This window comes from Pseudomonas sp. PA-5-4B, assembly GCF_021606215.1.
In the GTDB taxonomy this organism is placed as follows: Bacteria; Pseudomonadota; Gammaproteobacteria; order Pseudomonadales; family Pseudomonadaceae; genus Aquipseudomonas; species Aquipseudomonas edaphica.
Map to the genome: position 1 here is coordinate 1 of NZ_WKDB01000012.1, position 26,772 is coordinate 26,772.

The following is a 26,772-nucleotide window of genomic DNA, read 5'->3' on the forward strand; positions in this document are numbered from 1 at the left end:
ACAATGACATGAATGAATTCTAGATGTTTATCCTGGTATCCAAGCTGTACATGACCATTGTGCTTCCATTGACCAGCGTATATTATTAACTACTGCATCTCGACTTATTTTTTTTTTTACAATCAGAACTCGGCAACCGGGATTATTCTCGTCTTCTCGTGGACTGGGATTTGAGTATACTAAACAGTGCTGGCCCCGCCTCAAGCCTGATGTCTTTTTGAGCTGACGTTTTGCTTTTTACCGCCCTGCACAAGCCAAAGCATCGGTATCATTAGCAGCCTATCTTTACCTGCTGCGACGGTGGACCTCCCCCATGCCAGATACCCAGCGCCCCATGGCGGTCACGCTGCAAGTCGTTTCCATCGTGCTGTTTACCTTTATCGGCTACCTCAACATCGGTATTCCCCTGGCCGTATTGCCGGGCTATGTGCACAGCCAACTGGGCTACGGCGCAGTTATCGCGGGCTTGGTAATCAGCGTGCAATACCTGGCCACCCTGCTGAGCCGTCCGTATGCCGGCAAAATCATCGATAACCTGGGCAGCAAGCGCGCGGTGCTGATCGGCTTGGTCGGTTGCGGCCTGAGCGGCGTGTTCATGTTGCTGGCGGCGTGGTTTTCCAGCCTGCCAGGCATCAGCCTGATCAGCCTGCTGATTGGCCGACTGGTGCTGGGCAGCGCGGAAAGCCTGGTGGGCTCTGGCGCCATCGGCTGGGGCATCGGCCGGGTCGGCGCCGCCAACACGGCCAAGGTCATCTCGTGGAATGGCATCGCCAGCTACGGCGCGCTGGCCATCGGTGCGCCGCTGGGTGTGCTGCTGGTCAGCCACTTGGGGCTGTGGAGCATGGGCGTCAGCATCATCCTGCTGGCGGTGCTCGGCGTGCTGTTGGCCTGGAACAAGGAAGCCGCGCCAATTGTGGCCGGCGTGCGCCTGCCCTTCATGAATGTGCTCGGCCGCGTACTGCCACACGGCTGTGCCCTGGCGTTGGGTTCGATTGGTTTTGGCACCATCGCCACCTTTATCACCCTGTATTACACCACCCAGCATTGGGACAACGCGGTGTGGGCATTGAGCCTGTTCGGCGCCAGTTTTATCGGCGCGCGCCTGTTGTTCGGCAATTTGATCAACCGGATCGGCGGCTTTCGTGTGGCGATTGCCTGCCTGTCGGTAGAAGCCCTTGGCCTGTTGTTGCTGTGGCTGGCACCCGACGCGCAATGGGCGCTGGCCGGTGCGGCGTTGAGCGGGTTTGGCTTTTCGCTGGTGTTTCCAGCACTGGGCGTAGAAGCCGTCAACCTGGTGCCGGCCTCCAGCCGTGGGGCGGCGGTGGGGGCTTATTCGCTGTTTATCGACTTGTCATTGGGTATCACCGGCCCACTGGCCGGGGCAGTGGCGGCAGGCTTCGGCTTTGCGTCGATATTCCTGTTTGCCGCCCTCGCGTCGGTCGGTGGTCTGCTGCTGAGTGTTTACCTGTACCGGCAAGCCCCCAAGGCCCGCGAGGCGAGAGGCGCCTAGAAGTCGACCTTGCCGCGCCCGGCCTTGATGCTGCCGCGCTTGGTCTTGGATTCCAGGCGACGCTTTTTCGAACCCAGGGTGGGTTTGGTCGGGCGGCGCTTTTTTTCGACCTTGGTGGCGCTGAGGATCAACTCCACCAGGCGCTCCAGCGCATCGGCACGGTTCTGTTCCTGAGTGCGGTATTGCTGAGCCTTGAGCACCAACACACCTTCACTGGTGATACGACTGTCACGCAGCGCCAGCAAACGCTCCTTATAGAACGCCGGCAACGATGAAGCCGGGATATCAAACCGCAGGTGCACCGCGCTCGACACCTTGTTGACGTTCTGCCCACCGGCGCCCTGGGCGCGAATGGCGGTCAACTCGATCTCGGCATCGGGCAAGTGCACGTTGTTGGAAATTACCAGCATCAATCAAAAACCTTAGGCAACGAGCCACAACAACATAAACAACAAGGACGCAGGAATATGAAAAGGCTATTCATCACTGTGCTCGGCACTTTATCACTCATTCAAACGCCACTGTCCGTCGCGGACACTGCCAACGGCAAAAACCTGTATTCACAGCGATGCGCCATGTGCCACGGCCCGGACCTCAAGGCCTCCGGGCCATTGGCCAGGAAAAGCAGCCCGCCCACGCCCGACCTCACAACGCCTGCTTTCAAAAAACGGCTGGCGGATTATCCGGGCGTTATTGTGTCTTCGGTGATCCTTCGCCCCAATGGCAACCTGATCCCAAAAACCCTGCAAGACAATGGTGTGAAGGTTGCGCCGCATGCCTGGAGCGTCAAGGATTTTCGCGACTTGAACGCCTACATGAGTGGCGTTATTGCAAACAGCCGATGAATCGCATCGCAAAAAAATACCCCTCAATAGAGGGGTATTAATCGCCGATGGAGCGTCGCTTACTTCAGCGCTGCATTTGCCGTGGTCAATGCGGCTTCAGCACTGCGCTTGTTCTTGATCCAGTAACACACCGCCATGAACGCTACCCACACCGGGATTGCGTATACCGACACCTGAATCCCCGGAATCATCAGCATGATCACCAGGATAAACACCACGAACGCCAGGCAGATGTAATTGCCATACGGATACCACAGCGCCTTGAACAGCGGCACCTGGCCGGTGCGGTTCATGTGTTGGCGGAACTTGAAGTGCGAAAAGCTGATCATCGCCCAGTTGATTACCAGGGTGGCAACCACCAGCGACATCAACAACTCCAGCGCGTGTTGCGGGATGAAGTAGTTCATCAACACCGCCACCAGAGTGACCGCTGCCGAGGCGAGGATCGAGCGCACCGGCACGCCGCGCTTGTCGATTTTGGCCAATGCCTTGGGCGCATCACCCTGCTCAGCCATGCCCAGCAGCATGCGGCTGTTGCAGTAGGTGCCACTGTTGTACACCGACAATGCCGCCGTCAGCACCACGAAGTTGAGGATGTGCGCGGCGGTGTTGCTGCCCAGCATCGAGAACACCTGCACGAATGGGCTGCCGCTGTAGGCATCGCCGGACGCGTTAAGGGTCGCCAGCAGGCTGTCCCACGGCGTCAGCGACAACAGCACCACCAGGGCGCCGATGTAGAAAATCAGGATGCGGTAGATCACCTGATTGATCGCCTTGGGGATCACCGTACGTGGCTGATCGGCCTCGGCGGCGGTAAAACCGAGCATTTCCAGACCACCGAACGAGAACATGATGATCGCCATGGCCATCACCAAACCGCCGACGCCATGGGGGAAGAACCCACCGTGGTCCCACAGGTTGCTCACCGACGCTTGCGGACCGCCGCTGCCGCTGACCAGCAAATAGCTGCCCAGGGCAATCATGCCGACGATAGCCACGACTTTGATGATGGCGAACCAGAATTCGGCCTCACCGAAGACTTTGACGTTGGCCAGGTTGATCAGGTTGATCAATACGAAGAACGCCGCCGCCGAGACCCAGGTCGGGATCTCTGGCCACCAGTAGTGCACATACTTGCCGACCGCAGTCAGCTCCGACATGCCTACCAGGATGTACAAAATCCAGCAGTTCCAGCCCGACAGGAAGCCGGCGAAACCGCCCCAGTACTTATGGGCAAAGTGGCTGAAGGAACCGGCGACCGGCTCTTCGACGATCATTTCGCCGAGCTGGCGCATGATCATGAAGGCGATGAAGCCGCAGATGGCATAACCCAGGATCATCGAAGGGCCGGCGGATTTGAGCACGCCGGCCGAGCCCAGGAACAGGCCGGTGCCGATGGCGCCACCGAGGGCGATCAACTGGATATGCCGATTTTTCAGGCCGCGTTTCAGCTCGCCTGAAGAAGATTGGGGTCCACTCATGAAAAGGGTCTCACGCAAGGTTTGAGAATGTCGAATGCAGGTTGCTGCCTTGAATTACCGACTCAAGCAGCGCCGCTCAAACCCCAGCGCAGGCACCAGGAGTACAGCGTCTTTCTAACGGTCATGCGTCACCTGTTTGTTTTTATCTGTGACGAAATCGAACCCGTCCGACTCGTGGCCGCACGGAGTGATCAGGGTGGGTAAACCCTGAGGTCTTGGCCTTTTGCGTGGATACGCAAGGGGGTCACAGTAAAACGCGGCGCATTGTACACCGCTCGACAGCTTCAGCACGCCCCAACAGAGTGCACACACCAAACTGTAAGCTAATCCTTACAGCTGGACGGCACTCAGTAACACCCGGACAAACTCGTAAATTAAACGTTACACCCCGGAAAATCAGCGTTACAGGCAGACTTTTTCGTCAGCTAACGGAAAACTGTCAGTGGGAAGTTTTTGAAAAATCGGTTCAGCCAATTTGCTGTTTTTTCTGGATAAAAAAACACACTGAAAAAACAGAAGAAAAAATTCAAATGAGACCGTGTCAATAAATATTTTGCATTTCCAAACACTCTCTCCTAGGTTCTTTCACTTGCCAGCGAAGCCCGTTGGCAAGCCGTTCTCAAACAACGTCCTCTAGGAGAAATACCATGCAAGCACTGGAAAACGACCTGGAAACCGAACTGCAACTCGACGATTGGTTTGAAGCGCCGACCCATGAGGCCGCCGTTGAAATGATGCAAGCCGATGCCGTCGTGCCCTTTGGCACTGCGATGTGGCCTTTCTAACACCCGGCAGGCATCCGGCAGGTGCTGTGCACGGCACCTGCCCCCTTACCCAAGGCACAGAAGGACACCCGTCATGGACAAGGCCCGCGCCGTCGAACACTTCCTCTACTACCTCGCACACCACCCGGCACTCAACGGCCTGAGCCGCCCGACGGTGTTGCTGGGCCATACCGAGCGCTACGACGCCATCGCCGAAGCAATCACCCACAGCAGCGCCGCACGCTTCAACTTCCAATGCCAGCGCCTGGACCTCACGCCCAGCGACACCCTGGCCCACGCCATCGAAGCCTGCGACCTGTACCTGTTTCTGTATGACTCTTCGACCCTGCCCAACCCACGTGCCGAAGGCCCGGATTTTATTCGCGCCCTGCAAGGCGTGATGGCCGAACACTGGAAGAAATCCCTGCTGTTCAAGGATTATGGCGACTATTTCTACGACACCTTCAGCGTCGAGCCGCAGCGCATCGCCGACCTCAACGCTACGCTGATCCGGCGCATGTCCCAGGCCAACGTGCTGAGCTTTACCGACAAACACGGCTCCCGCCTTGAGGCGCCGCTGAGCAGCATCAAGAAGTGGACCAATATCAACGGGGTCGGCAACCACGACCTGGCACCAGGCGAAATCGCCACCCACAGCGAAGCCATCAATGGCCAGGTGCGGTTTGTTGGCACCTTCCTCAGCACCATCCCGTTTGCGCGTAAGTACGGCGTGCTGCAATCACCGCTGGAGCTGTGGATCGAGAACTCGACGGTTTGCAGCGTGGCCAGCGAGGTGCCAGGGCTGGCGGACGACTTCAATAAATACCTGAATGCCAACCCGTCCAACCGCCGTGTGGAGGAATTGGGGATTGGCACCAACGAGGGCGTGAAAGACTTGTATGCACGCAATGCCGGCTTCGAGGAGCGCCATTGCGGGTTACACCTGGGCTTGGGCGGCGGGCAAAAAGGCAGCCATCACTTGGATTTGATCTTTGCCAGCGGGGTGTTGGCGCTGGATGACAAGCCGGTGTTTGATGGCAGATTTGCGTTCTAAACACACCTCGTTGAAACAAAGCGGATCCCTGTGGGAGCTGGCTTGCCTGCGATAGCATCACTGCGGTTTGCCTGGTAAACCGAGGTGCCCGCATCGCAGGCAAGCCAGCTCCCACACTTGATTGGGTTACCAACTTTCAGAGCAAAAAAAAACGCCAACCCTAAGGTTGGCGTTTTTTTATACAGCGGTTAAATCACTGCGGCTTCTTGCGACCAAAACCCGGACGCTGACCGGAACCGGCCGGCGCGCCACGGCGCTTGCCCGACGGCTCGTCGGCGACCAGTTTCGGACCAGGGCGCTTGTTCGCCGCGGGCTTGGCTGGGCGCTTGGTGCTGGCGTTGTCCGCTGGGCGGTCCGCTTCACCACGGTTGCTACGGCCGCCGCTTGGCGCTTCACCACGGGCAGGACGCGGGGTGCGTGGCGCACGCTCGCCTTCCTGACGCGATGGCGCGGTTGGGCGACGCTCGCCTTCGATGTGCGGCTCACGGGAGATACGCCCACCGGTCGCCGGTGCATTCAGCGCAGGGCGCAAGGTGCGTGCAACACGCTCGGTACGCGCAACAGGGCGCGAAGATTTACGCTGCATACGCTCAAGCTTGTCTTTGCTCTTGGCGTTCATCTGCGGCATGGCCACCGGCGTCAGGCCGACTTCGGCACTGAGGATGTCGACTTCGTACTGGCTCATTTCGCGCCAGCGGCCCATCGGCAGGTCGGAGTTGAGGAACACCGGGCCGAAACGCACGCGCTTCAGGCGGCTGACCACCAGGCCCTGGGATTCCCACAGGCGACGTACTTCACGGTTACGGCCTTCCATCACCACGCAGTGGTACCAGTGGTTGAAACCTTCGCCACCGGGCGCCTGCTTGATGTCGGTGAACTTGGCCGGGCCGTCTTCCAGCACCACGCCAGCCTTGAGGCGTTCGATCATCTCGTCATCGACTTCGCCGCGTACACGTACAGCGTACTCACGGTCCATCTCGTAGGACGGGTGCATCAAGCGGTTGGCCAGCTCACCGTCGGTGGTGAACATCAGCAAGCCAGTGGTGTTGATGTCCAGGCGGCCGATGTTGATCCAGCGGCCTTCTTTGGGCTTGGGCATCTTGTCGAACACGGTCGGACGGCCTTCCGGGTCGTCACGGGTGCAGATCTCGCCGTCGGGCTTGTTGTACATGATCACGCGGCGCACCGATTCGGCGGCCTCTTCACGCTTGATGACTTTGCCATCAATGGTGATTGCATCGTGCAGGTCGACGCGCTGGCCGAGGGTAGCCTCGACGCCATTGACCTTGATGCGCTTCTGGGTGATCCAGGCTTCGACGTCGCGGCGTGAGCCCACGCCGATACGCGCCAGCACCTTTTGCAGTTTTTCGCCTGCTGGGCCGATTTCCTGGCTGTCGTTCTGGTCTTGGTCGTTCATCTTAAGCACCTCCCGGTGGGTCGATTCAGGCGTGGCCTGAAGAGTATTGAAAGCGGGGCTTTGGCCGAATAGATCGGCAAAGGGTCGCGAATCATACGCGCATGGCGCGGGTTTCGCATCACAGACTAGTCGATAAGGCCCAAGTCATTTGCTTTTCCGCCGACCGGTGGCGCCCAGGGCCAGCAGGCGCAGCTCGGCTTCGGCCAGAACGGTGCGTTTGTCGGTTTTGTCGAGCTTCTTCCAGGCGCGGATTTCGCGCTTGCTGCGGCCACAGCCGACGCAGATGTCATCGGCGAATTTGCAGATGCTGATGCAAGGGTCTTTGGTGGAACTCATTTGAATCCTCCCAGCAAGCTGGCTTTTCTGTGGGAGCTGGCTTGCCTGCGATGGCATCACCTCGGTACAACCGACAGACCGGGGCGCCCGCATCGCAGGCAAGCCAGCTCCCACAGGGTTTCCATGTGTCTGGCAGACCGGGTCAGTCCTCAAACTGGCGCCGTTCGGCCTCGATGGCCTCAGCCAGCGCCCGGGCTTCGTCTTCTTCATCGCTCAAAGGCGGCTGTTCAAGGGCGGCAACAGCGGCCAGGAGCTTTTCACGGGCTTCGGCCACGCCGAGGATGTCTTCTCCGGGTTCAGGCTCAGGTTCCGGTTCGACTTGCGGCTCAACCTCAACGTTCACCTGGGTTTCAGGCTCAGCCGCGCCATCACGCAGCAAGTCATCAAAGTCAGTCTTGATGCCCTGCTCCATATCATCCAGTTCAAGCAGCAAGGTATGGAAACTGGTTTCGTCCTTTGGCTCTTCCGGCTCGGCGGTGGCGTCGGCCAGCTCCTGCAGGCTGGCCGGCACCGGCGCGTCGTCGAAGTCGAGCACCGGCTCGGCTTCCATCTCGCGCAGTTCGGCAAGCGGCGGCAGGTCGTCGAGGTTTTTCAGGTTGAAGTGGTCGAGAAACACCTTGGTGGTGGCAAACATCGCCGGTTTGCCGGGCACGTCGCGGTAGCCGACGATGCGGATCCACTCGCGCTCCAGCAGTGTCTTGACGATATGGCTGTTGACCGCCACACCCCGCACATCCTCAATCTCGCCCCGCGTGATGGGCTGGCGGTAGGCAATCAGTGCCATGGTCTCCAGCATCGCGCGGGAATAACGCTGCGGGCGCTCTTCCCACAAGCGGCCGACCCACGGGGAAAATTTCTCACGGATCTGCAAGCGATAACCTGACGCCACTTCGCGCAGTTCAAAGGCGCGGCCGTCGCAGGACTTGCGCAGAATCTCCAGCGCCTTCTTGAACACCGGTGGTTCAGGGCGCTCGGCCTCTTCAAACAACTCGAACAAGCGTTCCAGGGATTGCGGTTTACCCGAGGCCAGGAGAAAGGCTTCCAGCAAGGGCGCCAGTTCGCGGGGTTCAGTCAGATTCATCGATTCAGCTCTTTATTCGGCTCGCGCCCGCACGTGGATAGCCGCAAAAGGCTCATTCTGGACCAGCTCGACCAAGGATTCCTTGACCAGTTCGAGGATGGCCATAAAGGTCACCACCACCCCCAGGCGCCCTTCCTCTTTGGTAAACAGCTCGACAAACGGCACAAAGCCGCCGCCCTTGAGGCGCTCCAGCACATCGCTCATGCGCTCGCGGGTCGACAGCGCTTCGCGGCTGACCTGGTGGCTTTCAAACATGTCACCCCGGCGCAGCACCTCGGCCATGGACATCAGCAATTCTTCCAGGCTCACATCCGGCAACAGCTTGCGCGCCCGGGCTTCCGGGGCATCGAGCTTGGGCACCACCACATCACGGCCCACGCGGCTCAAGCCGTCGATGCCTTCGGCGGCGGCCTTGAAGCGTTCATATTCTTGCAGACGGCGGATCAGCTCGGCCCGCGGGTCGTCTTCTTCGGCCTCAATGGTCTCGGAACGCGGCAACAGCATGCGCGACTTGATCTCGGCGAGCATGGCGGCCATCACCAGGTACTCGGCGGCCAATTCCAGGCGTACCGACTGCATCAACTCGACATACCCCATGTACTGGCGAGTGATTTCTGCCACCGGGATGTCGAGGATATTGATGTTCTGCTTGCGAATCAGGTACAGCAGCAAATCCAGCGGGCCTTCGAAGGCCTCAAGAAAGACCTCCAGCGCATCCGGCGGAATATACAGGTCCAGCGGCATTTCCATGACCGCCTGGCCATACACCATGGCAAATGGCAGTTCCTGCTGGGCGCCCGCCTGGGGATCAGCGGTTTCCACGGCCGACATTCAGGCCTCGACCATAAACGGCGTCGGGTCGCCGCAGCCCACGCGCACCACTTCCGGCTCGCCATCGGCCAGGTTGATCACAGTGGACGCCTTGTTGCCGCCGTAACCGCCGTCAATGATCAGATCGACGTGTTTTTCCAGCAGGCGGCGCATCTCGTAAGGGTCGTACAGCGGCTCTTCTTCACCGGGCAAAATCAGCGACACGCTCATCAACGGCTCACCCAGTTCTGCCAGCAACGCCAGGGCAATCGGGTGCTCGGGCACACGCAGGCCGATGGTGCGCTTTTTGGGGTGCAGCAACAGGCGCGGCACTTCGCGGGTGGCATTCAGAATAAAGGTGTACGGCCCCGGCGTGTGCGCCTTGAGCAGGCGGAAGGTGCCGGTGTCGACTTTGGCGAACAGCCCCAGTTGCGACAAGTCGCTGCAGATCAGCGCAAAGTTGTGGTTTTTGTCCAGGTCACGCAGGCGTCTGACCCGTTCAACTGCGCTCTTGTCGCCGATCTGGCAACCAATGGCGTAGGACGAATCCGTTGGGTAGATCACCACGCCACCGGCGCGAATGATCTCCACGGCCTGTTTAATCAGGCGCGCTTGAGGGTTTTCCGGATGAATCTGGAAGAATTGACTCACTTGTTCTACCTGTTCAGACGGTGGCAATAATGGGGTCATGCTTGAATCGCCCCCACAACAGCGGCAAGTCTTCCGGGACCTGGCGGTACTCGCCAATCTCGGACCAGCCGCCTGGGCCATGAAAATCACTGCCGGCGCTGACCAGCAGACCAAATTCGCGAGCAAGAATCGCCAGGCTGCCCACCTGCTCAGCGGGTTGATGCCCGTTGACCACTTCGATTGCGTGGCCGCCCGCTCCAATATAGTCGGCAATCAGCTTGCGGCGCTTGCTGCGGGTGAAATCGTAATGCCAGGGATGCGCCAGGCTCACCCAGGCTCCGGAGGCACGCAATGTGCCGACTGTATCTTCCAGCGTCGGCCAGTGTTGCTTCACATCACCCAACTTGCCGGCGCCCAGCCATTTGCGAAACGCTTCGGCGCGGTCCTTAACAAAACCTTCACGCACCATCCAGTCGGCAAAGTGCGGCCGGGCCGGTGCGTTGCTGCTGTCGCCCAGTTCCTGCTGGATGGCGCGGGCGCCATCAAGGGCATTGGGCATGCCTTTAAGGCTGAGCTTGCGGCTTATTTCTTCGGACCTCAGCCAACGGCCATCGTGCAATTGGGCGATGGCCGCCACCAAAGGCGCGGCGTTTTGATCGAAGCCGTAGCCGAGCACATGAATGGTGGCGCCGCCCCAGGTACAGGACAATTCCACGCCGTTGACCAGTTGCATGCCCAAGGCATGCGCCGCCGTGCGGGCCTCGTCGAGGCCTTCGAGGGTGTCGTGGTCGGTCAACGACAAGACTCGCACGCCTTTTTCAAACGCACGCGCAACCAGTACCGCGGGCGCCAGGGCGCCATCGGAGGCCGTGCTGTGGCAGTGCAAATCAACATTCACGGGAGTGTGTAACCTCAAGTCAGCTGGCGCTTTCGCTACCAAGGATGTTTGTTATTATGCCGCCACATCCAGCTTCTGGCTCTTACTGTGAAACAATTCATCGACTTCATCCCGCTGTTGCTGTTTTTCATCGTTACCAAACTCGACCCCAGGGTCATCGATATCGCCGGTCATCCGCTCTCGTTCGGGGGCATCTACAGCGCCACTGCCGTGCTGATCGTCAGTTCTATCGTAGTCTACGGCGCCATTTTCATTTCCCAGCGCAAACTGGAAAAAAGCCAATGGCTCACCCTGGTTGCCTGCCTGGTGTTCGGCGGCCTGACCCTGGCCTTTCACAGCGAAACCTTCCTTAAATGGAAAGCCCCGGTAGTGAACTGGCTGTTCGCGCTGGTGTTTATCGGCAGCCACTTCATTGGTGACCGCTTGTTGATCAAGCGCATCATGGGCCACGCGCTGACCCTGCCGGAGCCGGTATGGACGCGTTTGAACGTGGCCTGGATCGTGTTTTTCCTGTTCTGCGGCGCCGCCAACCTGTTCGTGGCCTTTACCTTCCAGGATTACTGGGTCGACTTCAAAGTCTTCGGTAGCCTGGGCATGACCGTATTGTTCCTGATCGGCCAAGGTATCTACCTGTCGCGCCATCTGCATGACACCGCCCCTACCACGCCGAAAACCGAGGACTGACATGCTCTACGCCATCATTGCCACCGACGTTGCCGATTCGCTGGAAAAACGCCTGAGCGTGCGTCCGGCGCACGTTGAGCGCCTGAAAACCCTGCAAGCCGAAGGTCGCCTGGTGATCGCAGGCCCGCACCCGGCCGTCGACAGCAATGACCCAGGCGCCGCCGGCTTCACCGGCAGCCTGATCATTGCCGAGTTCGCCTCCCTTGCCGACGCAAAGGCCTGGGCCAACGCCGACCCGTACATCGCCGCAGGCGTCTACGCTGATGTAGTGATCAAGCCGTTCAAGCAAGTCCTGCCTTAAGCCCGGCTGCGCTGAACCTAATCGGTTCGGCGCGCTCCTAATTGCTCATTATTCTCGGTAACCTGCCGACAACGTTCTGAATATTCGTGTGGAATCAGGAGTTCCGATGCGCTTACGTCCGTTGTGTCTGTTGGCAGTGTTAATGATCGGGGCAAGCGCCCACGCTGAAGAAACCTCGAACACTGGCAGCTCCACGCCCTTGTCCCTGGCCGCCGGCAGCCAGATCACCGAGTTGCAGCAACGCTTGAAAGAAAGCGAACGGCTGCGTGAAGAACTGAGCAAACAACTGCAAAGTGCAGATACTGCTCGCGAAAGCGCCCAACTGAGTCGCTTGCGCCAGGAGAACCAACGCCTGGTCCAGCAACTCAAAGAGACACAAGGCGGCGCCTTGACCCGCTGGCTGACCGAGCAACAACAGTGGTTTGTCACGGGCGCGGCCGTCGCACTGATCGCCCTGCTGTGCGGGATCTTCGCCAGTGGTGGGCACCGTCGCCGTCGACAATGGCTAAATTGAGTGAGTCATGAGCGAGCTGTTACTGATAGATGATGACCAGGAGCTCTGTGAGCTGCTGACCAGTTGGCTGAGCCAGGAAGGTTTCCAGGTGCGCGCCTGCCACGACGGCGTGAGCGCGCGCAAAGCCCTGGCCGAAGCCGCACCCGCCGCCGTCGTGCTTGACGTGATGCTGCCGGATGGCAGCGGCCTGGAGTTGCTCAAGCAATTGCGCAATGACCACCCGGAATTGCCGGTGGTGATGCTCTCGGCCCGTGGCGAACCGCTGGACCGTATCCTCGGCCTGGAACTGGGTGCCGACGATTACCTGGCCAAGCCCTGTGACCCGCGCGAGCTGACTGCGCGCCTGCGCGCCGTGCTGCGCCGCAGCCACCCGGCCGCCGTGTCGACGCAGATGGAACTGGGCGATTTGTGCTTCAGCCCGGTGCGCGGTGTGGTCAGCATCGACGAGCAGGAATTCACCCTCACCGTGTCCGAAAGCCGCCTGCTCGAAGCCTTGCTGCGCCAGCCCGGCGAGCCGCTGGACAAGCAGGAACTGGCGCAGATCGCCCTGGGCCGCAAGCTCACTCTGTACGACCGCAGCCTGGACATGCACGTGAGCAACCTGCGCAAAAAGATCGGCCCACACCCGGATGGTCGGCCACGGATCGTGGCGCTGCGCAGCCGCGGCTACTACTACAGCCTTTAAAGATCGTTTAAAGATCGTTCCCACGCTCCGCGTGGTAATGCCGCCGGGGACGCTCTGCGTCCCGCTGTGTACGCCGGTGACGCAGAGCGTCACGGTATGCATTCCCACGCAGAGCGTGGGAACGATCAATTGCCCAGTGGGAGCTGGCTTGCCTGCGATAGCGCAGGGTCAGCTTGCATCTATGTAGCTGACCCGCCGCATTCGCAGGCAAGCCAGCTCCCACACTTGATCGCATCAATCCGACAGTTTTGTCAGTTCACATCAAAACCCTCTTTACCCAAGCTTTACCCTCCCCTGACCGCCGCTGACCTTGCGCTGCGTAACCTACTCACATCCGGACTCACCGGAATAGAGACAGGAGAAACACCATGCGCAAGACCCTTATCGCTCTGATGTTCGCCGCTGCCCTGCCGACCGTTGCCATGGCCGCAATGCCAGAAGGCCCAGGCCCGATGGGCGGCCCAGAAGGCCACATGATGGGTGGCCCGGGCCACGGCGGTGAACACGGTCCGCGTGGCAAAGGCGGCCCCTTCAGCCAGCTGGACCTGACCAAGGAACAGCGCCAGCAAATCGGCAAATTGATGGGTGACCAATGGCACGCCCGCAAAGACCTGGTCAAAAAGTACCTGGACAAGCTGCCGGCTGCTGACCAGAAAGCCATGCAGGATGAAATCGCCGCCGGCAAACAGAAAACCCAGGCTGACATCCGTGCTGTGCTCAAACCCGATCAACAGAAGAAATTCGACGAGATCGTCAAGAAGCAAGCCGAGCGCCGCGCCGAGTGGAAGGAATTCCAGGCCTGGAAAGCGCAACAGCCGCAAAAAGCGCAATAATGCTCTAGCGTTACCTCCCCAGCCCAGTGGCTCACGCCGCTGGGCTTTTCCTGCTTGAGGGTTTCCTGTGCGTTCATTGTTCTGGCGCATCCTGGCCAGTTTCTGGCTGGCCATCGCCTTGGTTGCCGGGCTGTCGATCCTGCTTGGGCACATGCTCAACCAGGACGCCTGGATTCTCAGCCGCCATCCCGGCCTCAACAACCTGGCGCAAGAGTGGACGCAACTCTACGAAGCCCAGGGTGAGGACGCCGCCCAGGATTTGCTGCAACAACGCAAACGCCAGTACCACATCGACGTGCAGGTACTCAACGAAAGCGGCGACCCGGTGGTACGCGGCACGTTCCCACGTCGCGCCGCCGCCTTCGAAGCCCGCCAGAATGACAACCAGGACAGCCACTTGCCCTGGCGCCGCCTGACCGCCGAGTACACCAGTGAAAAAACCGGGGACACGTACCTGCTGATCTACCGCATCCCCAACCCGGAACTGGACGCCTGGCACCGCAGCAGCCTGCTGTGGCCGTTTAGCGCGCTGGCGATTGCCCTGGTGGTACTGACGTTGTTCAGCCTGCTGGTGACCTTGTCCATCACCCGCCCACTCAGCCGCCTGCGCGGTGCGGTGCATGACCTGGGCCAGACCACCTATCAGCAAAACAGCCTGGCGCAACTGGCCAACCGCCGCGATGAGTTCGGCGTGCTCGCCACCGACTTCAACCGCATGGGCGCGCGCCTGCAAAGCCTGATCGGCAGCCAGCGCCAGTTGCTGCGCGATGTGTCCCACGAACTGCGCTCACCGCTGGCCCGACTGCGTATTGCCCTGGCCCTGGCCGAACGCGCCAGCCCGGAAGAACGCGAACGGCTGTGGCCGCGCCTGACCCGCGAGTGCGACCGCCTGGAAGCGCTGATCAGTGAAATCCTCGTACTGGCCCGTGTGGATGCTGACAACGCCAGCGCAGAGGACGTCGACCTCACCCCACTGCTCAGGACCTTGCAAAAGGATGCCCAACTCAGTGCGCCGGAACAGGTGGTGCAACTGAGCGCCGAGCCCGAGTTGCACCTCAAGGGTTGGCCGACCATGATCGAGCGCGCCGTGGACAACCTGCTGCGTAACGCCCAGCGCTTTAACCCCGTGGGCCAGCCGATCGAGCTAAGCGCCCGGCACCAGGGCGAGCGCATCCTGATCAGCGTGCGCGACCACGGCCCCGGCGTTGAAGCCGAACACCTGAGCCAGTTGGGCGAGCCGTTTTATCGCGCGCCCGGCCAGGCCGCACAAGGCCACGGGCTGGGCCTGGCGATTGCCCGTCGCGCCGCCGAACGCCATGGCGGCAGCCTGATCCTGGGCAATCACCCGGACGGCGGTTTTATCGCCAGCATCGACTTGCCGTTGGAGCCGGGAGTGGTCACAGCCGTGTGAGGATCTTCTATAGTGGCCCTTCTCTAACGGAGGGCCTTTGATGACTGACCTGCTGACATCCATCCAAGCCGCACTCGATCTACCGCAAACCCCGCTGACGTTTACCGAGGCCGGCGCCCTGCCCTCGACCTTTGCCGTGACCGAACTGGCCAGCGCCAGCCTCGGCGCTGCCGGCCAGGCGGTTGCTCAACTTATCCAGCAACAGACCGGGCGCCTGCCCAGCGTAAGCGTGGACCGGCGCCTCGCTTCCTTCTGGTTCTCCTCCTCGATTCGCCCGGTGGGCTGGCAAGTACCGCCGCTGTGGGACCCGGTAGCCGGCGACTACGCCAGCGCCGACGGCTGGATCCGTTTGCACACCAATGCGCCCCATCACCGTGCCGCTGCCGAGCGCGTACTGGGCAAGGTCAAGGACCGCGCCGAGATGGCCAGTAAAGTCGCGACCTGGAACGCCGCCGAACTGGAACAGGCGATCGTCGATGCCGGCGGTTGCGCGGCGCAGATGCGTACATGGCAGGCCTGGCAAACCCATCCGCAAGGGTTGGCGGTGAACGCTGAGGCATTGGTGCAGCGCCAGGCCTTCGACACCCCCTGCGACAAACCTTGGCTCGGCTCGGTGGCACGCCCACTGGCCGGCATCAAGGTGCTGGATTTGACCCGCGTGTTGGCCGGCCCCGTGGCCAGCCGTTTTCTCGCAGGTTTGGGCGCAGATGTACTGCGCATCGACTCGCCGACCTGGAACGAGCCCGGCGTAGTACCGGAAATGACCCTGGGCAAACGCTGCGCACGCCTGGACCTTAAAAGTGCTGAAGACCGCCAGGTGTTCGAAAGCTTGCTCAAGGACGCCGACATCCTGTTCCACGGCTACCGCGCCGACGCACTGGAGCAGTTGGGCTACACCGCCACTGAACTGCAAAACCTCGCCCCCGGCCTGATCGACGTGAGCCTCAACGCCTACGGCTGGAGCGGCCCGTGGCGTAACCGTCGCGGCTTCGACAGTTTGGTGCAGATGAGCAGCGGGATTGCCGACGCTGGCATGGCGTGGAAACAGGCAGATAAACCGGTGCCGCTGCCGTTGCAGGCGCTGGATCATGCGACCGGGTATTTGATGGCGGCCAGTGCGATTCAAGCGTTGAGTGAGCGGCTGAAAACCGGCCGTGGTGGTTCGGCGCGGTTGTCATTGGCGCGCACGGCGAAGTTGCTGGTGGAGGCCGGGCACGTGCCGGAGCAGCCGGCGTTGCGGGCCGAAGAACCGGGCGATCAGGGCTTGGTAGTGGAGCAAACGGCGTGGGGCCAGGCGCACCGTTTGCTGGCGCCGGTGACCATCAGTGGCACGCCGTTGCAGTGGGATTTGCCCGCCGGCGAATTGGGCTCACATCGGGCTCAGTGGTGACTTGAGATCGCTATCGCAGGCAAGCCAGCTCCCACATTGGATGTGTGAACACAGTCAAATGTGGGACCTGGCTCTCACACATTGAAAGTGTGGTCACAGTCAAATGTGGAAGCTGGCTCTCACACATTGAAAGTGTGGTCACAGTCAAATGTGGAAGCTGGCTCTCACACATTGAGAGTGTGGCCACAGTCAAATGTGGAAGCTGGCTCTCACACATTGAGAGTGTGGCCACAGTCAAATGTGGGAGCTGGCTTGCCTGCGATGAGGCCCTGACAGCCACCCTCAATCCCCCCGACTCAACGACGTCCACAAGTGCTGCGCCGCATACGCCCTTAAAGGCCGCCACGCCTCGGCACGCGCCAACAACTGCCGCGCCGACACCGGCCCGCCTTCCAGTGCCGCCAGCGCATTGATCAAGCCAATATCCCCCGACGCGAACGCATCCGGCTCACGCAACTGACGCATGGCGATGTACTGCGCGGTCCAGTCGCCGATTCCCGGCAAGGCCACCAGCCGCGCCACGCCGTCCTTGAGGTTGGCCTTGGGTGCAAATAACTGCGGATCTTCCAGCAACGCCTGAGCCACACCTGACAAAGTACGGCCCCGCGCCTTGGGCATGCCCAAGGTCGCGAGGTCCGCCGCCGCCAAGACTTCGGCAACAGGAAACACATGGGTAATACCGGCATAGGGCGTTTGCAGCGGCTGGCCATACTGCGCCACCAATTTACCCGCCAGGCGAATGGCCGCGACCACCGTGATCTGCTGGCCCAGCACCGCACGAATCGCCAGTTCCAAACCGTCCCACGTCCCCGGTACACGCAGGCCAGGGCGGGCAGCCACCAGTTGTGCCATCAACGGGTCGGCGGCCAGCTGCGCATTGATCAACCCAGGCCGGGCGTCCAGATCGAACATGGCCCGCAGGCGCCGCTCGATCTCGGGCAGCGCCGCCGCGTCGGGGAACTCAACACCCACTTCCAGCCAATCGCCCGCACCCGGTGCCACGCTGATGCAGCCGTGCTGCCCGTTCACGCTGATGCTGCGCCGATACACGCCGGCCTCAACGGTCTCCAGCCCGGTGATCGCCCGCGCCGATAAAAAACCCAGCATTGCCGCCCAGTCATAGGGCGGCTGATACGCCAATCTCACAACGACAACACCCCGCTATACAGCCCATAAGCCGCCAGCCCCGCGCCCGCGATCACGCAGCTGAAAATGCCCTTTTCCATGTGCGTAAACAAGGGCTGGCCCTGCTCGCGCTTGGCCAGGGCAAACAGGATCACGCCGGGCGCATACAACAGCGCCGAGAGCAGCAGGTACTTCAAGCCGCCGGCGTACAGCAGCCAGACGGCATAGCCGAGGGCGATCAGGCCGACCAGCAAATCCTTATAGCGCTGGCGCTGGGCACCGGCATAGGTTTCACCGCGCCCGCTCAACAGCACCGCGTAGGCCGCCGACCACAGGTACGGCACCAGGATCATCGACGAGGCCAGGTAGATCAGGGTGGTGTAGGTGCTGTGGGAAAACAGCGTGATCACCAGGAACACCTGGATCATCAGGTTGGTCAGCCACAGCGCGTTGACCGGCACCCGGTTGGGGTTTTCCTTTTTCAGGAAGGCCGGCATGGTCTTGTCATGGGCAGTGGCGTAGAGGATTTCCGCACACAGCAGCGCCCATGAGAGCAAGGCGCCGAGCAGTGACACGGCCAACCCGATGCTGATCGCCATCGCGCCCCACGGCCCGACGATATGCTCCAGCACACCCGCCAGTGAAGGGTTTTGCAATTGCGCCAGCTCCGGCTGGCTCATGATCCCCAGGGACAGCACATTCACCAGCACCAACAGTGCCAGCACGCCGAGAAAGCCGATCACGGTGGCGCGGCCCACGTCCGAGCGCTTCTCGGCGCGCGCCGAATACACGCTGGCGCCCTCGATGCCGATAAACACGAACACGGTGACCAGCATCATGTTGCGCACCTGATCGACCACGCTGCCAAATTGCGGGTTGCCCAGGCCCCAGATATCACGGGTGAAAATATCCGCCTTGAACGCCACGGCGGCGATCACGATAAACATCAGCAACGGCACGATCTTCGCCACTGTGGTGATCTGGTTGATGAACGCCGCCTCCTTGATGCCGCACAGCACCAGAAAATGCACGGCCCACAGCAGCAGTGAGGCGCAGCCGATGGCGACTGGTGTATTGCCCTGGCCGAACACCGGGAAAAAGTAGCCGAGGGTGCTGAACAGCAACACGAAGTAACCGACGTTGCCCATCCACGCACTGATCCAGTAGCCCCAGGCCGACGAAAACCCCATGTAGTCACCGAACCCGGCCTTGGCGTAGGCGTACACGCCGGAATCCAGTTCAGGTTTGCGATTGGCCAGGGTCTGGAACACAAACGCCAGGGTGAGCATGCCGACGGCGGTGATGGCCCAGCCGATCAACACCGCGCCCACTTCGGCGCGTGCGGCCATGTTCTGCGGCAAAGAGAAAATCCCGCCGCCGATCATCGACCCCACCACCAGGGCAATCAGCGCGCTGAGACGTAGTTTCTCGGCCGGTTGGGACATGCAAACTCCTGAAATAAAATAGTTTGAGAGAACAAGCGCGCACTCAACTAATTAAATCAGCGAGTGCAGCGTTTATTAAAGACAGCGATAAAACCGTCACGCTCATAACGCAACGGCATGACAGTTTATAAAGTTTAAGCTTATTTAGATTTTAAATAGAGCAGGCACTTGGCCAGTTTTTGCAGACTTAACCCGTTAATTGAGAAAAGTTTGCACATTCGACAAAGCGGGCCAGGGTCAAACGTCCACACCTCGGACTAAATGCTTGATCAAAACGCAGGAGCCGCTCTGGAAAGCGCCTTTGCGGGGCAAACTATTGCCCCGGGATCTTACCCCTAAGTCATTAATTCACAATGGAATGTGCCAATGACGTGATCTAAGTCAGCTGTTTGATCAGCGCACAGAATTATTCTGTGCTCTCTCTTCTCCTGCATTGGAGTCATGCAATGTCTGACACTCCCGGAAAACTTCGACTCGGCGCCCTGGTTGCGCTGGTCGTGGGCTCAATGATTGGCGGCGGGATCTTCTCACTGCCGCAAAACATGGCCGCCAGCGCCGATGTCGGCGCGGTGTTGATCGGCTGGGTCATTACCGCCATCGGCATGCTCACCCTGGCGTTTGTGTTCCAGACCCTGGCCAACCGCAAACCTGACCTCGACGGCGGCGTGTACGCCTACGCCAAGGCCGGCTTCGGCGACTACATGGGCTTCTCATCGGCGTGGGGTTACTGGATCAGCGCCTGGCTGGGTAACGTCGGTTACTTCGTGTTGCTGTTCAGCACCCTCGGTTACTTCTTCCCGATCTTTGGCGAAGGCAACACACCCGCTGCGGTGATTGGCGCCTCGGTGCTGCTGTGGGCCGTGCACTTTCTGGTACTGCGCGGCATCAAGGAAGCGGCGTTCATCAACCTGGTGACCACCGTCGCCAAAGTGGTGCCGCTGGTGCTGTTCGTGTTGATCGCTGTGTTCGCGTTCAAGCTGGACATTTTCACCGCCGACATCTGGGGCGTGAAAAACCCCGACCTGGGCAGCGTGATGAACCAGGTGCGCAACATGATGCTGGTCACCGTGTGGGTGTTTATCGGCATCGAAGGCGCGAGCATCTTCTCGTCCCGTGCGGAAAAACGCAGCGACGTCGGCAAGGCCACCGTAATCGGTTTTATCACCGTGCTGCTGTTTTTGATGCTGGTGAACGTGCTGTCCCTGGGCATCATGACCCAACCGGAACTGGCCAAACTGCAGAACCCTTCGATGGCTGCCGTGCTGGAGCATGTGGTGGGCCACTGGGGCGCGGTCTTGATCAGCGTCGGCTTGATCATCTCGCTGTTGGGTGCGCTGCTGTCGTGGGTGCTGCTGTGTGCGGAGATCATGTTCGCCGCCGCCAAGGACCACACCATGCCGGAGTTCCTGCGTAAGGAAAACGCCAACCACGTGCCGGTCAATGCCCTGTGGCTGACCAATGCGATGGTCCAGGTTTTCCTGGTCATCACGCTGTTTTCGGCCAGCACTTACCTGTCGCTGATCTACCTCGCCACCTCGATGATCCTGGTGCCTTACCTGTGGTCGGCGGCCTATGCACTGCTGCTGGCGGTGCGCGGCGAGACCTACGAAAACGCCCTGCGCGAGCGCAAGAAAGACCTGTTCATCGGCGCCATCGCGTTGATCTACGCGGTGTGGCTGCTCTACGCCGGTGGCACCAAGTACCTGCTGCTCTCCGCCCTGCTGTATGCCCCCGGCGTGATCCTGTTCGCCAAGGCCAAGCATGAACTGGGCAAACCGATTTTCACCAACGTCGAGAAGCTGATTTTCGCCGCGGTAGTCATTGGCGCCCTGGTGGCTGCTTATGGCCTCTACGCCGGCTTCCTGACTCTGTAACTTTTGTTCACTGGAGGATCTGTAATGACCACGGAAAAAGTGAAGTACGGCGTACATTCCGAAGCCGGCAAACTGCGTAAAGTCATGGTGTGCTCCCCAGGTTTGGCCCACCAGCGGCTGACCCCCAACAACTGCGATGAACTGCTGTTCGATGACGTGTTGTGGGTGGCCCAGGCCAAGCGCGACCACTTCGACTTCGTAACCAAGATGCGCGAGCGGGACATTGATGTGCTGGAAATGCACAACCTGCTGACCGATATCGTCGCCATCCCCGAAGCGTTGGACTGGATTCTGGAGCGCAAGATCACCGCCAATACGGTGGGCCTGGGCCTGGTCGATGAAGTCGGCTCATGGCTGCGCAGCCTGGAGCCGCGCAAAATCAGCGAGTTCCTGATTGGCGGCGTGTCGGCCGATGACCTGCCGAGCAGCTTCGGCGGCCGGACCATCGAGATGTTCCGCGACTTCCTCGGCCACTCAAGCTTCATCCTGCCGCCGCTGCCCAACACTCAGTTCACCCGCGACACCACCTGCTGGATCTACGGCGGTGTGACGCTCAACCCGATGTACTGGCCGGCGCGACGTCAGGAAACCCTGCTGGCCAGCGCCATCTATAAATTCCACCCCGAGTTCACCAACGCCGACTTCCAGATCTGGTACGGCGACCCCGACCAGGAACACGGGGCCGCCACACTGGAAGGCGGCGACGTGATGCCGATTGGCAATGGCGTGGTGTTGATCGGCATGGGCGAGCGTTCTTCGCACCAGGCGATTGGCCAACTGGCGCGCAACCTGTTCAAAAACAAAGCCGTGGAACGCGTGATCGTTGCCGGCCTGCCGAAGTCCCGCGCGGCGATGCACCTGGATACGGTGTTCAGCTTCTGCGACCGCGACCTGGTGACGATCTTCCCCGAAGTGGTCAACCAGATCGTGCCCTTCACCCTGCGCCCGGATGAAAGCAAACCACACGGCATCGACATCCAGCGGGAGAAAACCAACTTCCTCGAAACCGTGGCTGCAGCCCTCAACCTCAAGACGCTGCGAGTGGTCGAGACCGGCGGCAACAGCTTCGCCGCCGAACGCGAGCAATGGGATGACGGCAACAACGTGGTGGCCGTGGAGCCCGGCGTGGTGATCGGCTACGACCGCAACACCTACACCAACACCTTGCTACGCAAGGCCGGTGTGGAAGTCATCACCATCAGCGCCGGTGAACTCGGCCGAGGCCGTGGCGGCGGCCACTGCATGACCTGCCCGATCATCCGCGACCCCATCGACTATTGATTTTTTGGCCCTGGCCGCTGCTTATCCAGGAGCGGCCAGGGGGATAACCGAAACCTAAGGAGATCCATCATGGCTTTTAATATGCGCAACCGCAGCCTGCTCTCGCTGATGCACCACACTACCCGCGAGCTGAACTACCTGCTGGACCTGTCCCGCGACCTCAAACGCGCCAAGTACACCGGCACCGAGCGTCCGCACCTGCAAGGCAAGAACATCGCGCTGATCTTCGAAAAAACCTCGACCCGCACCCGTTGCGCGTTCGAAGTGGCGGCCCATGACCAGGGCGCCCACGTCACCTATATCGACCCAGTGTCGTCGCAGATCGGCCACAAAGAAAGCATGAAAGACACCGCCCGCGTCCTGGGCCGCATGTTCGATGCCATCGAGTACCGTGGCTTTGAACAGGAAATCGTCGAAGAGCTGGCCAAGTTCGCTGGTGTGCCGGTATTCAACGGCCTCACCGCCGAATTCCACCCAACCCAAATGATCGCCGACACCCTGACCATGCGCGAGCACAGCGACAAGCCGCTGCATGACATCAGCTACGCGTACCTGGGCGACGCACGTTACAACATGGGCAACTCGTTGCTGATGATCGGCGCCAAACTGGGCATGGACGTGCGCATCAGCGCGCCGAAAGCGCTGTGGCCACACGAAGACTTCATCAAGCAGTGCCAGGCGTTTGCCGAAGAAAGCGGCGCGCGCATCACCATCACCGAAGACCCGAAAGAAGCGGTCAAAGGCGTCGACTTCATCCACACCGATATCTGGGTGTCGATGGGTGAGCCGGTGGAAGCGTGGGACGAGCGTATCGAGCAACTGCTGCCGTACCAGGTCAACGCCAAGATGATGAAAGCCTCGGGCAACCCACGCGTGAAGTTCATGCACTGCCTGCCGGCGTTCCATAACAGCGAGACCAAGGTGGGCAAGGACATCGCCGCGCGCTATCCGAACCTGGCCAATGGTGTGGAAGTGACTGAGGAAGTGTTCGAGTCGCCAGCCAACATCGCGTTTGAGCAGGCGGAAAACCGCATGCATACCATCAAGGCAATTCTGGTGTCGGCGCTGGCGGATATCTAACCCCACTCTGATCGTTCCCACGCTCTGCGTGGGAATGCAGCCAGTGACGCTCTGCGTCACAAGAGCGGACGCAGAGCGTCCAGTGAGGCATTCCCACGCAGAGCGTGGGAACGATCCTTCTAAAAGGAATGCATTATGCGCATCGTCGTAGCCCTGGGCGGTAACGCCCTGCTCCGCCGTGGTGAACCCATGACGGCGGACAACCAACGCGCCAATATCCGTATCGCCACCGAACAGATCGCCAAAATCCACCCCAGCAACGAATTGGTGATCGCCCACGGCAATGGCCCGCAAGTCGGCCTGCTGTCGTTGCAGGCAGCGGCTTACACCCAGGTTTCGCCGTACCCGCTGGACGTGCTCGGTGCCGAGACCGAAGGCATGATCGGCTACATCATCGAACAGGAGTTGGGCAACCTGCTGGACTTCGAGGTGCCGTTCGCCACCTTGCTCACCCAAGTGGAAGTCGACGCCAAAGACCCGGCCTTCCAGAACCCGACCAAGCCCATCGGCCCGGTGTACTCCAAAGCCGAAGCCGAAAAACTCGCCGCCGAAAAAGGCTGGGCCATCGCGCCCGATGGCGATAAATACCGCCGTGTGGTGGCCAGCCCACGCCCGAAACGCATCTTCGAAATCCGCCCGATCAAGTGGCTGCTGGAAAAAAGCGCCATTGTGATCTGCGCCGGTGGCGGCGGCATCCCGACCATGTATGGCGAAGACGGCACGCTGCGCGGCATTGAAGCGGTGATCGACAAAGACCTGTGCTCATCCTTGCTGGCATCACAACTGGACGCGGATTTGCTGGTGATTGCCACCGACGTCAATGCGGCTTTTATCGACTTCGGCAAGCCGACCCAAAAGGCCATCGGCCAGGCCCATCCCGATGACATGGAGAAACTCGGCTTCGCCGCCGGCTCCATGGGGCCGAAGGTACAAGCGGCCTGCGAGTTCGCCCGCCAGACTGGCAAAACTGCCGTCATCGGTTCACTCTCGGATATCGAAGCCATCGTCCAGGGCAGCGCCGGCACGCGTATCAGCACGGCAAAACCTGGCATCACCTACCTGTGAAGTAGAGGAGAAACGCCTATGGCCACCTTTGAACCCGGTCACCTGCACATCGAACGTCACGCGCTCAACAAAGAGGACTACAGCTACAACCTGTGCATCGACTACGAGGTCAGCCAGGATCCAAAGGAAGGCAAGGGAATGATCTTCAAGCTGCACGGCTCGGTGCAGGGCAAGGACCTCAAGGAGGAATTCTTTTTACCCAAGGATCAGGCCTTCGACTTTGCCCGGCATGCGATGAACATCGCGCAGAAATATGGAATGCCGAAGGTTGCGACGCTTAACGGCTCGATGCACAAGCAGTACGACTTGATGTTTGAAGATGTAAGGCATCAGTTGGATGTGAAATCCGGCGATCCGGTCAAACCGGAACACCTGGAGTAACAACACCGTAAGTCCAATGTGGGAGCTGGCTTGTGTGGGAGCTGGCTTGCCTGCGATGCGGTCACCTCGGTGTATCAGGTAGACCAAGGTGATGCTATCGCAGGCAAGCCAGCTCCCACATTTTGATCTCCCTGCGCTCCAAGGCATACTTGCCGCCTCCAGTTCCCCAGAATTGCCAGCCCCATGCGTATCCACGTCAGCTTCATCGACCGCGTCGGCATTACCCAGGAAGTCCTGGCCCTGCTCGGTGGGCGCAATCTCAACCTGGATGCGGTGGAGATGGTGCCGCCCAACGTGTACATCGACGCGCCGACCCTGAGCGCCGAGGTGCTCGAAGAGCTGCGCGATGCGCTGTTCAGCGTGCACGGCGTACAGGCGGTCACCGTGGTGGATATCCTTCCCGGCCAACGCCGCCACCTGCAACTCGACGCGTTGCTCGCGGCCATGACCGACCCGGTGCTGGCCCTGGACAGCGCGGGCAAGATCCTGCTGGCCAACCCGGCGCTGATCGCGCTGTATGGCCGCGAACCGGCGGGTGAAAGCATCAGCGCGTTGTTCAATGACCCGGCGTTGCTGGAAACCTTGCTCGAACAGGGCTTTCGTTTGCCGTTGCGCGAAATCAGCGTCAACGGCCAGACCTTTTTGCTCGACGCCACGCCGATCACTGACGCCGGCGCCCTGCTCACTCTGTACCAACCCAACCGCATCGGCGAACAGCTGTCGGCGCTGCACCATGACCATGCCGAAGGTTTTGATGCGCTGCTGGGCGAGTCGCCGGTGATTCGCACGCTCAAGGCGCGGGCGCAACGGGTGGCGGCGCTGGATGCACCGCTGTTGATCCAGGGCGAAACCGGCACCGGCAAAGAGCTGGTCGCACGCGCCTGCCATGCGATCAGTGCGCGGCACAGTGCGCCGTTTCTAGCGTTGAACTGCGCGGCGCTACCGGAAAATCTCGCCGAAAGTGAATTGTTCGGTTATGCGCCTGGCGCCTTTACCGGCGCGCAGCGTGGCGGCAAGCCGGGGCTGATGGAGTTGGCCAACCAGGGCACGGTGTTCCTTGATGAGATCGGTGAGATGTCGCCGTATTTGCAGGCCAAGCTGCTGCGGTTTCTCAACGACGGCAGCTTTCGCCGGGTGGGCGGCGACCGCGAAGTGAAGGTCAATGTGCGCATTCTCAGCGCTACTCACCGCGACCTGGAAAAGATGGTCAGCGAGGGCACCTTCCGCGAAGACCTGTTCTACCGCCTTAATGTGCTCAACGTCGAAGTGCCGCCGCTGCGCGAGCGCGGCCAGGACATTCTGCTGCTGGCGCGCTACTTCATGCAGCAGGCCTGTGCGCAGATCCAGCGCCCGGTGTGCCGCCTGGCGCCTGGCACTTACCCGGCGCTGCTCGGCAACCGCTGGCCGGGTAATGTGCGCCAGCTGCAGAACGTGATCTTCCGCGCCGCCGCCATCTGCGAAAGCAGCCTGGTGGACATCGGTGACCTCGACATCGCCGGCACCTCAGTGGCGCGCCAGAGCGACGGTGAAGTCGACAGCCTGGAGCAAGCGGTGGAAGACTTCGAGCGCAACCTGCTGGAAACGCTCTACACCAGTTATCCCTCGACCCGCCAACTGGCCAGCCGCTTGCAAACGTCCCACACGGCGATCGCCCATCGCTTGCGCAAGTACGGCATTCCAAACAAAACCTGAAAATGTAGAGATCAAAATGTGGGGCTTGTGTGGGAGCCAGCTCCCACACAAGCCCCCTCCCCCATGGAGGGCATCCAAGTTTTGGTCTGAGAACGACATCCGCTGTACTGAAAGCGCTACAGCGTAACGATATCGCTACAACCCTGTTTTTTGCGCGCCATGCAAGGCTTTGATCCGCATAGGCT

27 protein-coding genes are annotated in these 26,772 nt (G+C 60.5%); 17 read left to right on the forward strand and 10 right to left on the reverse strand.

Features of this window, described 5'->3' with window-relative positions:
* Positions 1-313: 313 nt before the first annotated feature.
* On the forward strand, positions 314-1,510 hold the full coding sequence (locus tag GIW28_RS08160) for an MFS transporter (RefSeq protein WP_099549416.1): 1,197 nt from the start codon (positions 314-316) through the stop codon (positions 1,508-1,510).
* Here GIW28_RS08160 and arfB read toward each other — a convergent pair.
* Positions 1,507-1,920 carry an alternative ribosome rescue aminoacyl-tRNA hydrolase ArfB gene (gene arfB, locus GIW28_RS08165; protein WP_017139168.1) on the reverse strand — a complete coding sequence of 138 codons (414 nt, stop codon included), beginning with the start codon at positions 1,918-1,920 and terminating at the stop codon, positions 1,507-1,509. The genes GIW28_RS08160 and arfB overlap by 4 nt on opposite strands.
* Before the next feature lie 57 nt (positions 1,921-1,977).
* Here arfB and GIW28_RS08170 point away from each other — a divergent pair, with 57 nt between their 5' ends.
* The gene (locus tag GIW28_RS08170; RefSeq protein ID WP_138453797.1) at positions 1,978-2,355 is read left to right on the forward strand and encodes a c-type cytochrome; all 378 of its coding nucleotides are present in this window, start codon (positions 1,978-1,980) and stop codon (positions 2,353-2,355) included.
* Between the two features lie 59 nt (positions 2,356-2,414).
* Here the strand turns inward: GIW28_RS08170 and GIW28_RS08175 are convergent, their stop codons facing one another.
* Positions 2,415-3,836: an amino acid permease gene (locus tag GIW28_RS08175; RefSeq protein WP_017139166.1), complete on the reverse strand. Its 1,422-nt coding sequence runs from the start codon at positions 3,834-3,836 to the stop codon at positions 2,415-2,417.
* Between the two features lie 647 nt (positions 3,837-4,483).
* Here GIW28_RS08175 and GIW28_RS08180 point away from each other — a divergent pair.
* Both GIW28_RS08180 and GIW28_RS08185 read left to right on the forward strand, forming a co-directional pair.
* The gene (locus GIW28_RS08180; protein ID WP_003175756.1) at positions 4,484-4,621 is read left to right on the forward strand and encodes a hypothetical protein; all 138 of its coding nucleotides are present in this window, start codon (positions 4,484-4,486) and stop codon (positions 4,619-4,621) included.
* A gap of 73 nt (positions 4,622-4,694) precedes the next feature.
* The gene (locus tag GIW28_RS08185) at positions 4,695-5,654 is read left to right on the forward strand and encodes a hypothetical protein (protein ID WP_017139165.1); all 960 of its coding nucleotides are present in this window, start codon (positions 4,695-4,697) and stop codon (positions 5,652-5,654) included.
* A 193-nt stretch (positions 5,655-5,847) separates the two neighbouring features.
* Here GIW28_RS08185 and rluB read toward each other — a convergent pair whose 3' ends face one another.
* The 6 genes from rluB to GIW28_RS08215 all read right to left on the reverse strand — a co-directional run bounded on the left by rluB (position 5,848) and on the right by GIW28_RS08215 (position 10,826).
* Positions 5,848-7,071, reverse strand: coding sequence for a 23S rRNA pseudouridine(2605) synthase RluB (gene rluB / locus GIW28_RS08190; protein ID WP_017139164.1), 1,224 nt, complete (start codon positions 7,069-7,071; stop codon positions 5,848-5,850).
* A gap of 144 nt (positions 7,072-7,215) precedes the next feature.
* On the reverse strand, positions 7,216-7,407 hold the full coding sequence (locus tag GIW28_RS08195; protein WP_138454185.1) for a DUF1289 domain-containing protein: 192 nt from the start codon (positions 7,405-7,407) through the stop codon (positions 7,216-7,218).
* A gap of 142 nt (positions 7,408-7,549) precedes the next feature.
* The gene (gene scpB, locus GIW28_RS08200; protein ID WP_169985128.1) at positions 7,550-8,488 is read right to left on the reverse strand and encodes an SMC-Scp complex subunit ScpB; all 939 of its coding nucleotides are present in this window, start codon (positions 8,486-8,488) and stop codon (positions 7,550-7,552) included.
* A 12-nt stretch (positions 8,489-8,500) separates the two neighbouring features.
* Positions 8,501-9,199, reverse strand: a complete 699-nt coding sequence (locus GIW28_RS08205) for a segregation and condensation protein A (RefSeq protein WP_169875663.1) — start codon at positions 9,197-9,199, stop codon at positions 8,501-8,503.
* A 120-nt stretch (positions 9,200-9,319) separates the two neighbouring features.
* Entirely contained in the window at positions 9,320-9,949 is a 630-nt protein-coding gene (locus GIW28_RS08210) for an L-threonylcarbamoyladenylate synthase (protein WP_017139161.1), read from the reverse strand.
* Between the two features lie 13 nt (positions 9,950-9,962).
* Positions 9,963-10,826 carry a PHP domain-containing protein gene (locus GIW28_RS08215; protein ID WP_236447672.1) on the reverse strand — a complete coding sequence of 288 codons (864 nt, stop codon included), beginning with the start codon at positions 10,824-10,826 and terminating at the stop codon, positions 9,963-9,965.
* An 87-nt stretch (positions 10,827-10,913) separates the two neighbouring features.
* On the opposite strand from GIW28_RS08215, the gene GIW28_RS08220 reads away from it, so the two are divergent.
* The 7 genes from GIW28_RS08220 to GIW28_RS08250 all read left to right on the forward strand — a co-directional run bounded on the left by GIW28_RS08220 (position 10,914) and on the right by GIW28_RS08250 (position 16,644).
* The gene (locus GIW28_RS08220; protein WP_099549410.1) at positions 10,914-11,510 is read left to right on the forward strand and encodes a septation protein A; all 597 of its coding nucleotides are present in this window, start codon (positions 10,914-10,916) and stop codon (positions 11,508-11,510) included.
* 1 nt (position 11,511) lies between these two features.
* A complete protein-coding gene (locus tag GIW28_RS08225; protein WP_017139159.1) occupies positions 11,512-11,811 on the forward strand; it encodes a YciI family protein in 300 nt (99 codons plus the stop codon).
* Positions 11,812-11,917: 106 nt separating this feature from the next.
* Positions 11,918-12,325, forward strand: a complete 408-nt coding sequence (locus GIW28_RS08230; RefSeq protein ID WP_176991485.1) for a translation initiation factor 2 — start codon at positions 11,918-11,920, stop codon at positions 12,323-12,325.
* Between the two features lie 7 nt (positions 12,326-12,332).
* Complete coding sequence (locus GIW28_RS08235) at positions 12,333-13,010, forward strand: response regulator transcription factor (RefSeq protein ID WP_017139157.1); 678 nt, start codon at positions 12,333-12,335, stop codon at positions 13,008-13,010.
* Positions 13,011-13,378: 368 nt separating this feature from the next.
* Positions 13,379-13,843, forward strand: coding sequence for an LTXXQ domain-containing protein (locus tag GIW28_RS08240; protein ID WP_017139156.1), 465 nt, complete (start codon positions 13,379-13,381; stop codon positions 13,841-13,843).
* A gap of 67 nt (positions 13,844-13,910) precedes the next feature.
* Positions 13,911-15,254, forward strand: a complete 1,344-nt coding sequence (locus GIW28_RS08245; protein WP_177033312.1) for a sensor histidine kinase — start codon at positions 13,911-13,913, stop codon at positions 15,252-15,254.
* Positions 15,255-15,294: 40 nt separating this feature from the next.
* On the forward strand, positions 15,295-16,644 hold the full coding sequence (locus GIW28_RS08250; RefSeq protein WP_236447129.1) for a CoA transferase: 1,350 nt from the start codon (positions 15,295-15,297) through the stop codon (positions 16,642-16,644).
* A gap of 282 nt (positions 16,645-16,926) precedes the next feature.
* Here the strand turns inward: GIW28_RS08250 and GIW28_RS08255 are convergent, their stop codons facing one another.
* Both GIW28_RS08255 and arcD (GIW28_RS08260) read right to left on the reverse strand, forming a co-directional pair.
* The gene (locus GIW28_RS08255) at positions 16,927-17,790 is read right to left on the reverse strand and encodes a DNA-3-methyladenine glycosylase family protein (protein WP_236447130.1); all 864 of its coding nucleotides are present in this window, start codon (positions 17,788-17,790) and stop codon (positions 16,927-16,929) included.
* Positions 17,787-19,214, reverse strand: a complete 1,428-nt coding sequence (gene arcD / locus GIW28_RS08260) for an arginine-ornithine antiporter (RefSeq protein ID WP_236447131.1) — start codon at positions 19,212-19,214, stop codon at positions 17,787-17,789. The genes GIW28_RS08255 and arcD (GIW28_RS08260) overlap by 4 nt, the downstream gene beginning before the upstream one ends.
* 446 nt (positions 19,215-19,660) lie before the next feature.
* On the opposite strand from arcD (GIW28_RS08260), the gene arcD (GIW28_RS08265) reads away from it, so the two are divergent.
* From arcD (GIW28_RS08265) to GIW28_RS08290, 6 genes are all read left to right on the forward strand, one after another.
* On the forward strand, positions 19,661-21,088 hold the full coding sequence (arcD, locus tag GIW28_RS08265) for an arginine-ornithine antiporter (RefSeq protein WP_017139152.1): 1,428 nt from the start codon (positions 19,661-19,663) through the stop codon (positions 21,086-21,088).
* 24 nt (positions 21,089-21,112) lie between these two features.
* On the forward strand, positions 21,113-22,369 hold the full coding sequence (gene arcA / locus GIW28_RS08270) for an arginine deiminase (RefSeq protein WP_017139151.1): 1,257 nt from the start codon (positions 21,113-21,115) through the stop codon (positions 22,367-22,369).
* A 69-nt stretch (positions 22,370-22,438) separates the two neighbouring features.
* Complete coding sequence (locus GIW28_RS08275; protein ID WP_236447132.1) at positions 22,439-23,449, forward strand: ornithine carbamoyltransferase; 1,011 nt, start codon at positions 22,439-22,441, stop codon at positions 23,447-23,449.
* A gap of 135 nt (positions 23,450-23,584) precedes the next feature.
* The gene (gene arcC, locus GIW28_RS08280) at positions 23,585-24,514 is read left to right on the forward strand and encodes a carbamate kinase (protein ID WP_236447133.1); all 930 of its coding nucleotides are present in this window, start codon (positions 23,585-23,587) and stop codon (positions 24,512-24,514) included.
* A gap of 18 nt (positions 24,515-24,532) precedes the next feature.
* Positions 24,533-24,895 carry a DUF5064 family protein gene (locus tag GIW28_RS08285; protein WP_236447134.1) on the forward strand — a complete coding sequence of 121 codons (363 nt, stop codon included), beginning with the start codon at positions 24,533-24,535 and terminating at the stop codon, positions 24,893-24,895.
* Positions 24,896-25,078: 183 nt separating this feature from the next.
* A complete protein-coding gene (locus GIW28_RS08290) occupies positions 25,079-26,587 on the forward strand; it encodes a sigma-54-dependent transcriptional regulator (RefSeq protein ID WP_099549404.1) in 1,509 nt (502 codons plus the stop codon).
* The last annotated feature ends 185 nt before the right edge of the window (positions 26,588-26,772 follow it).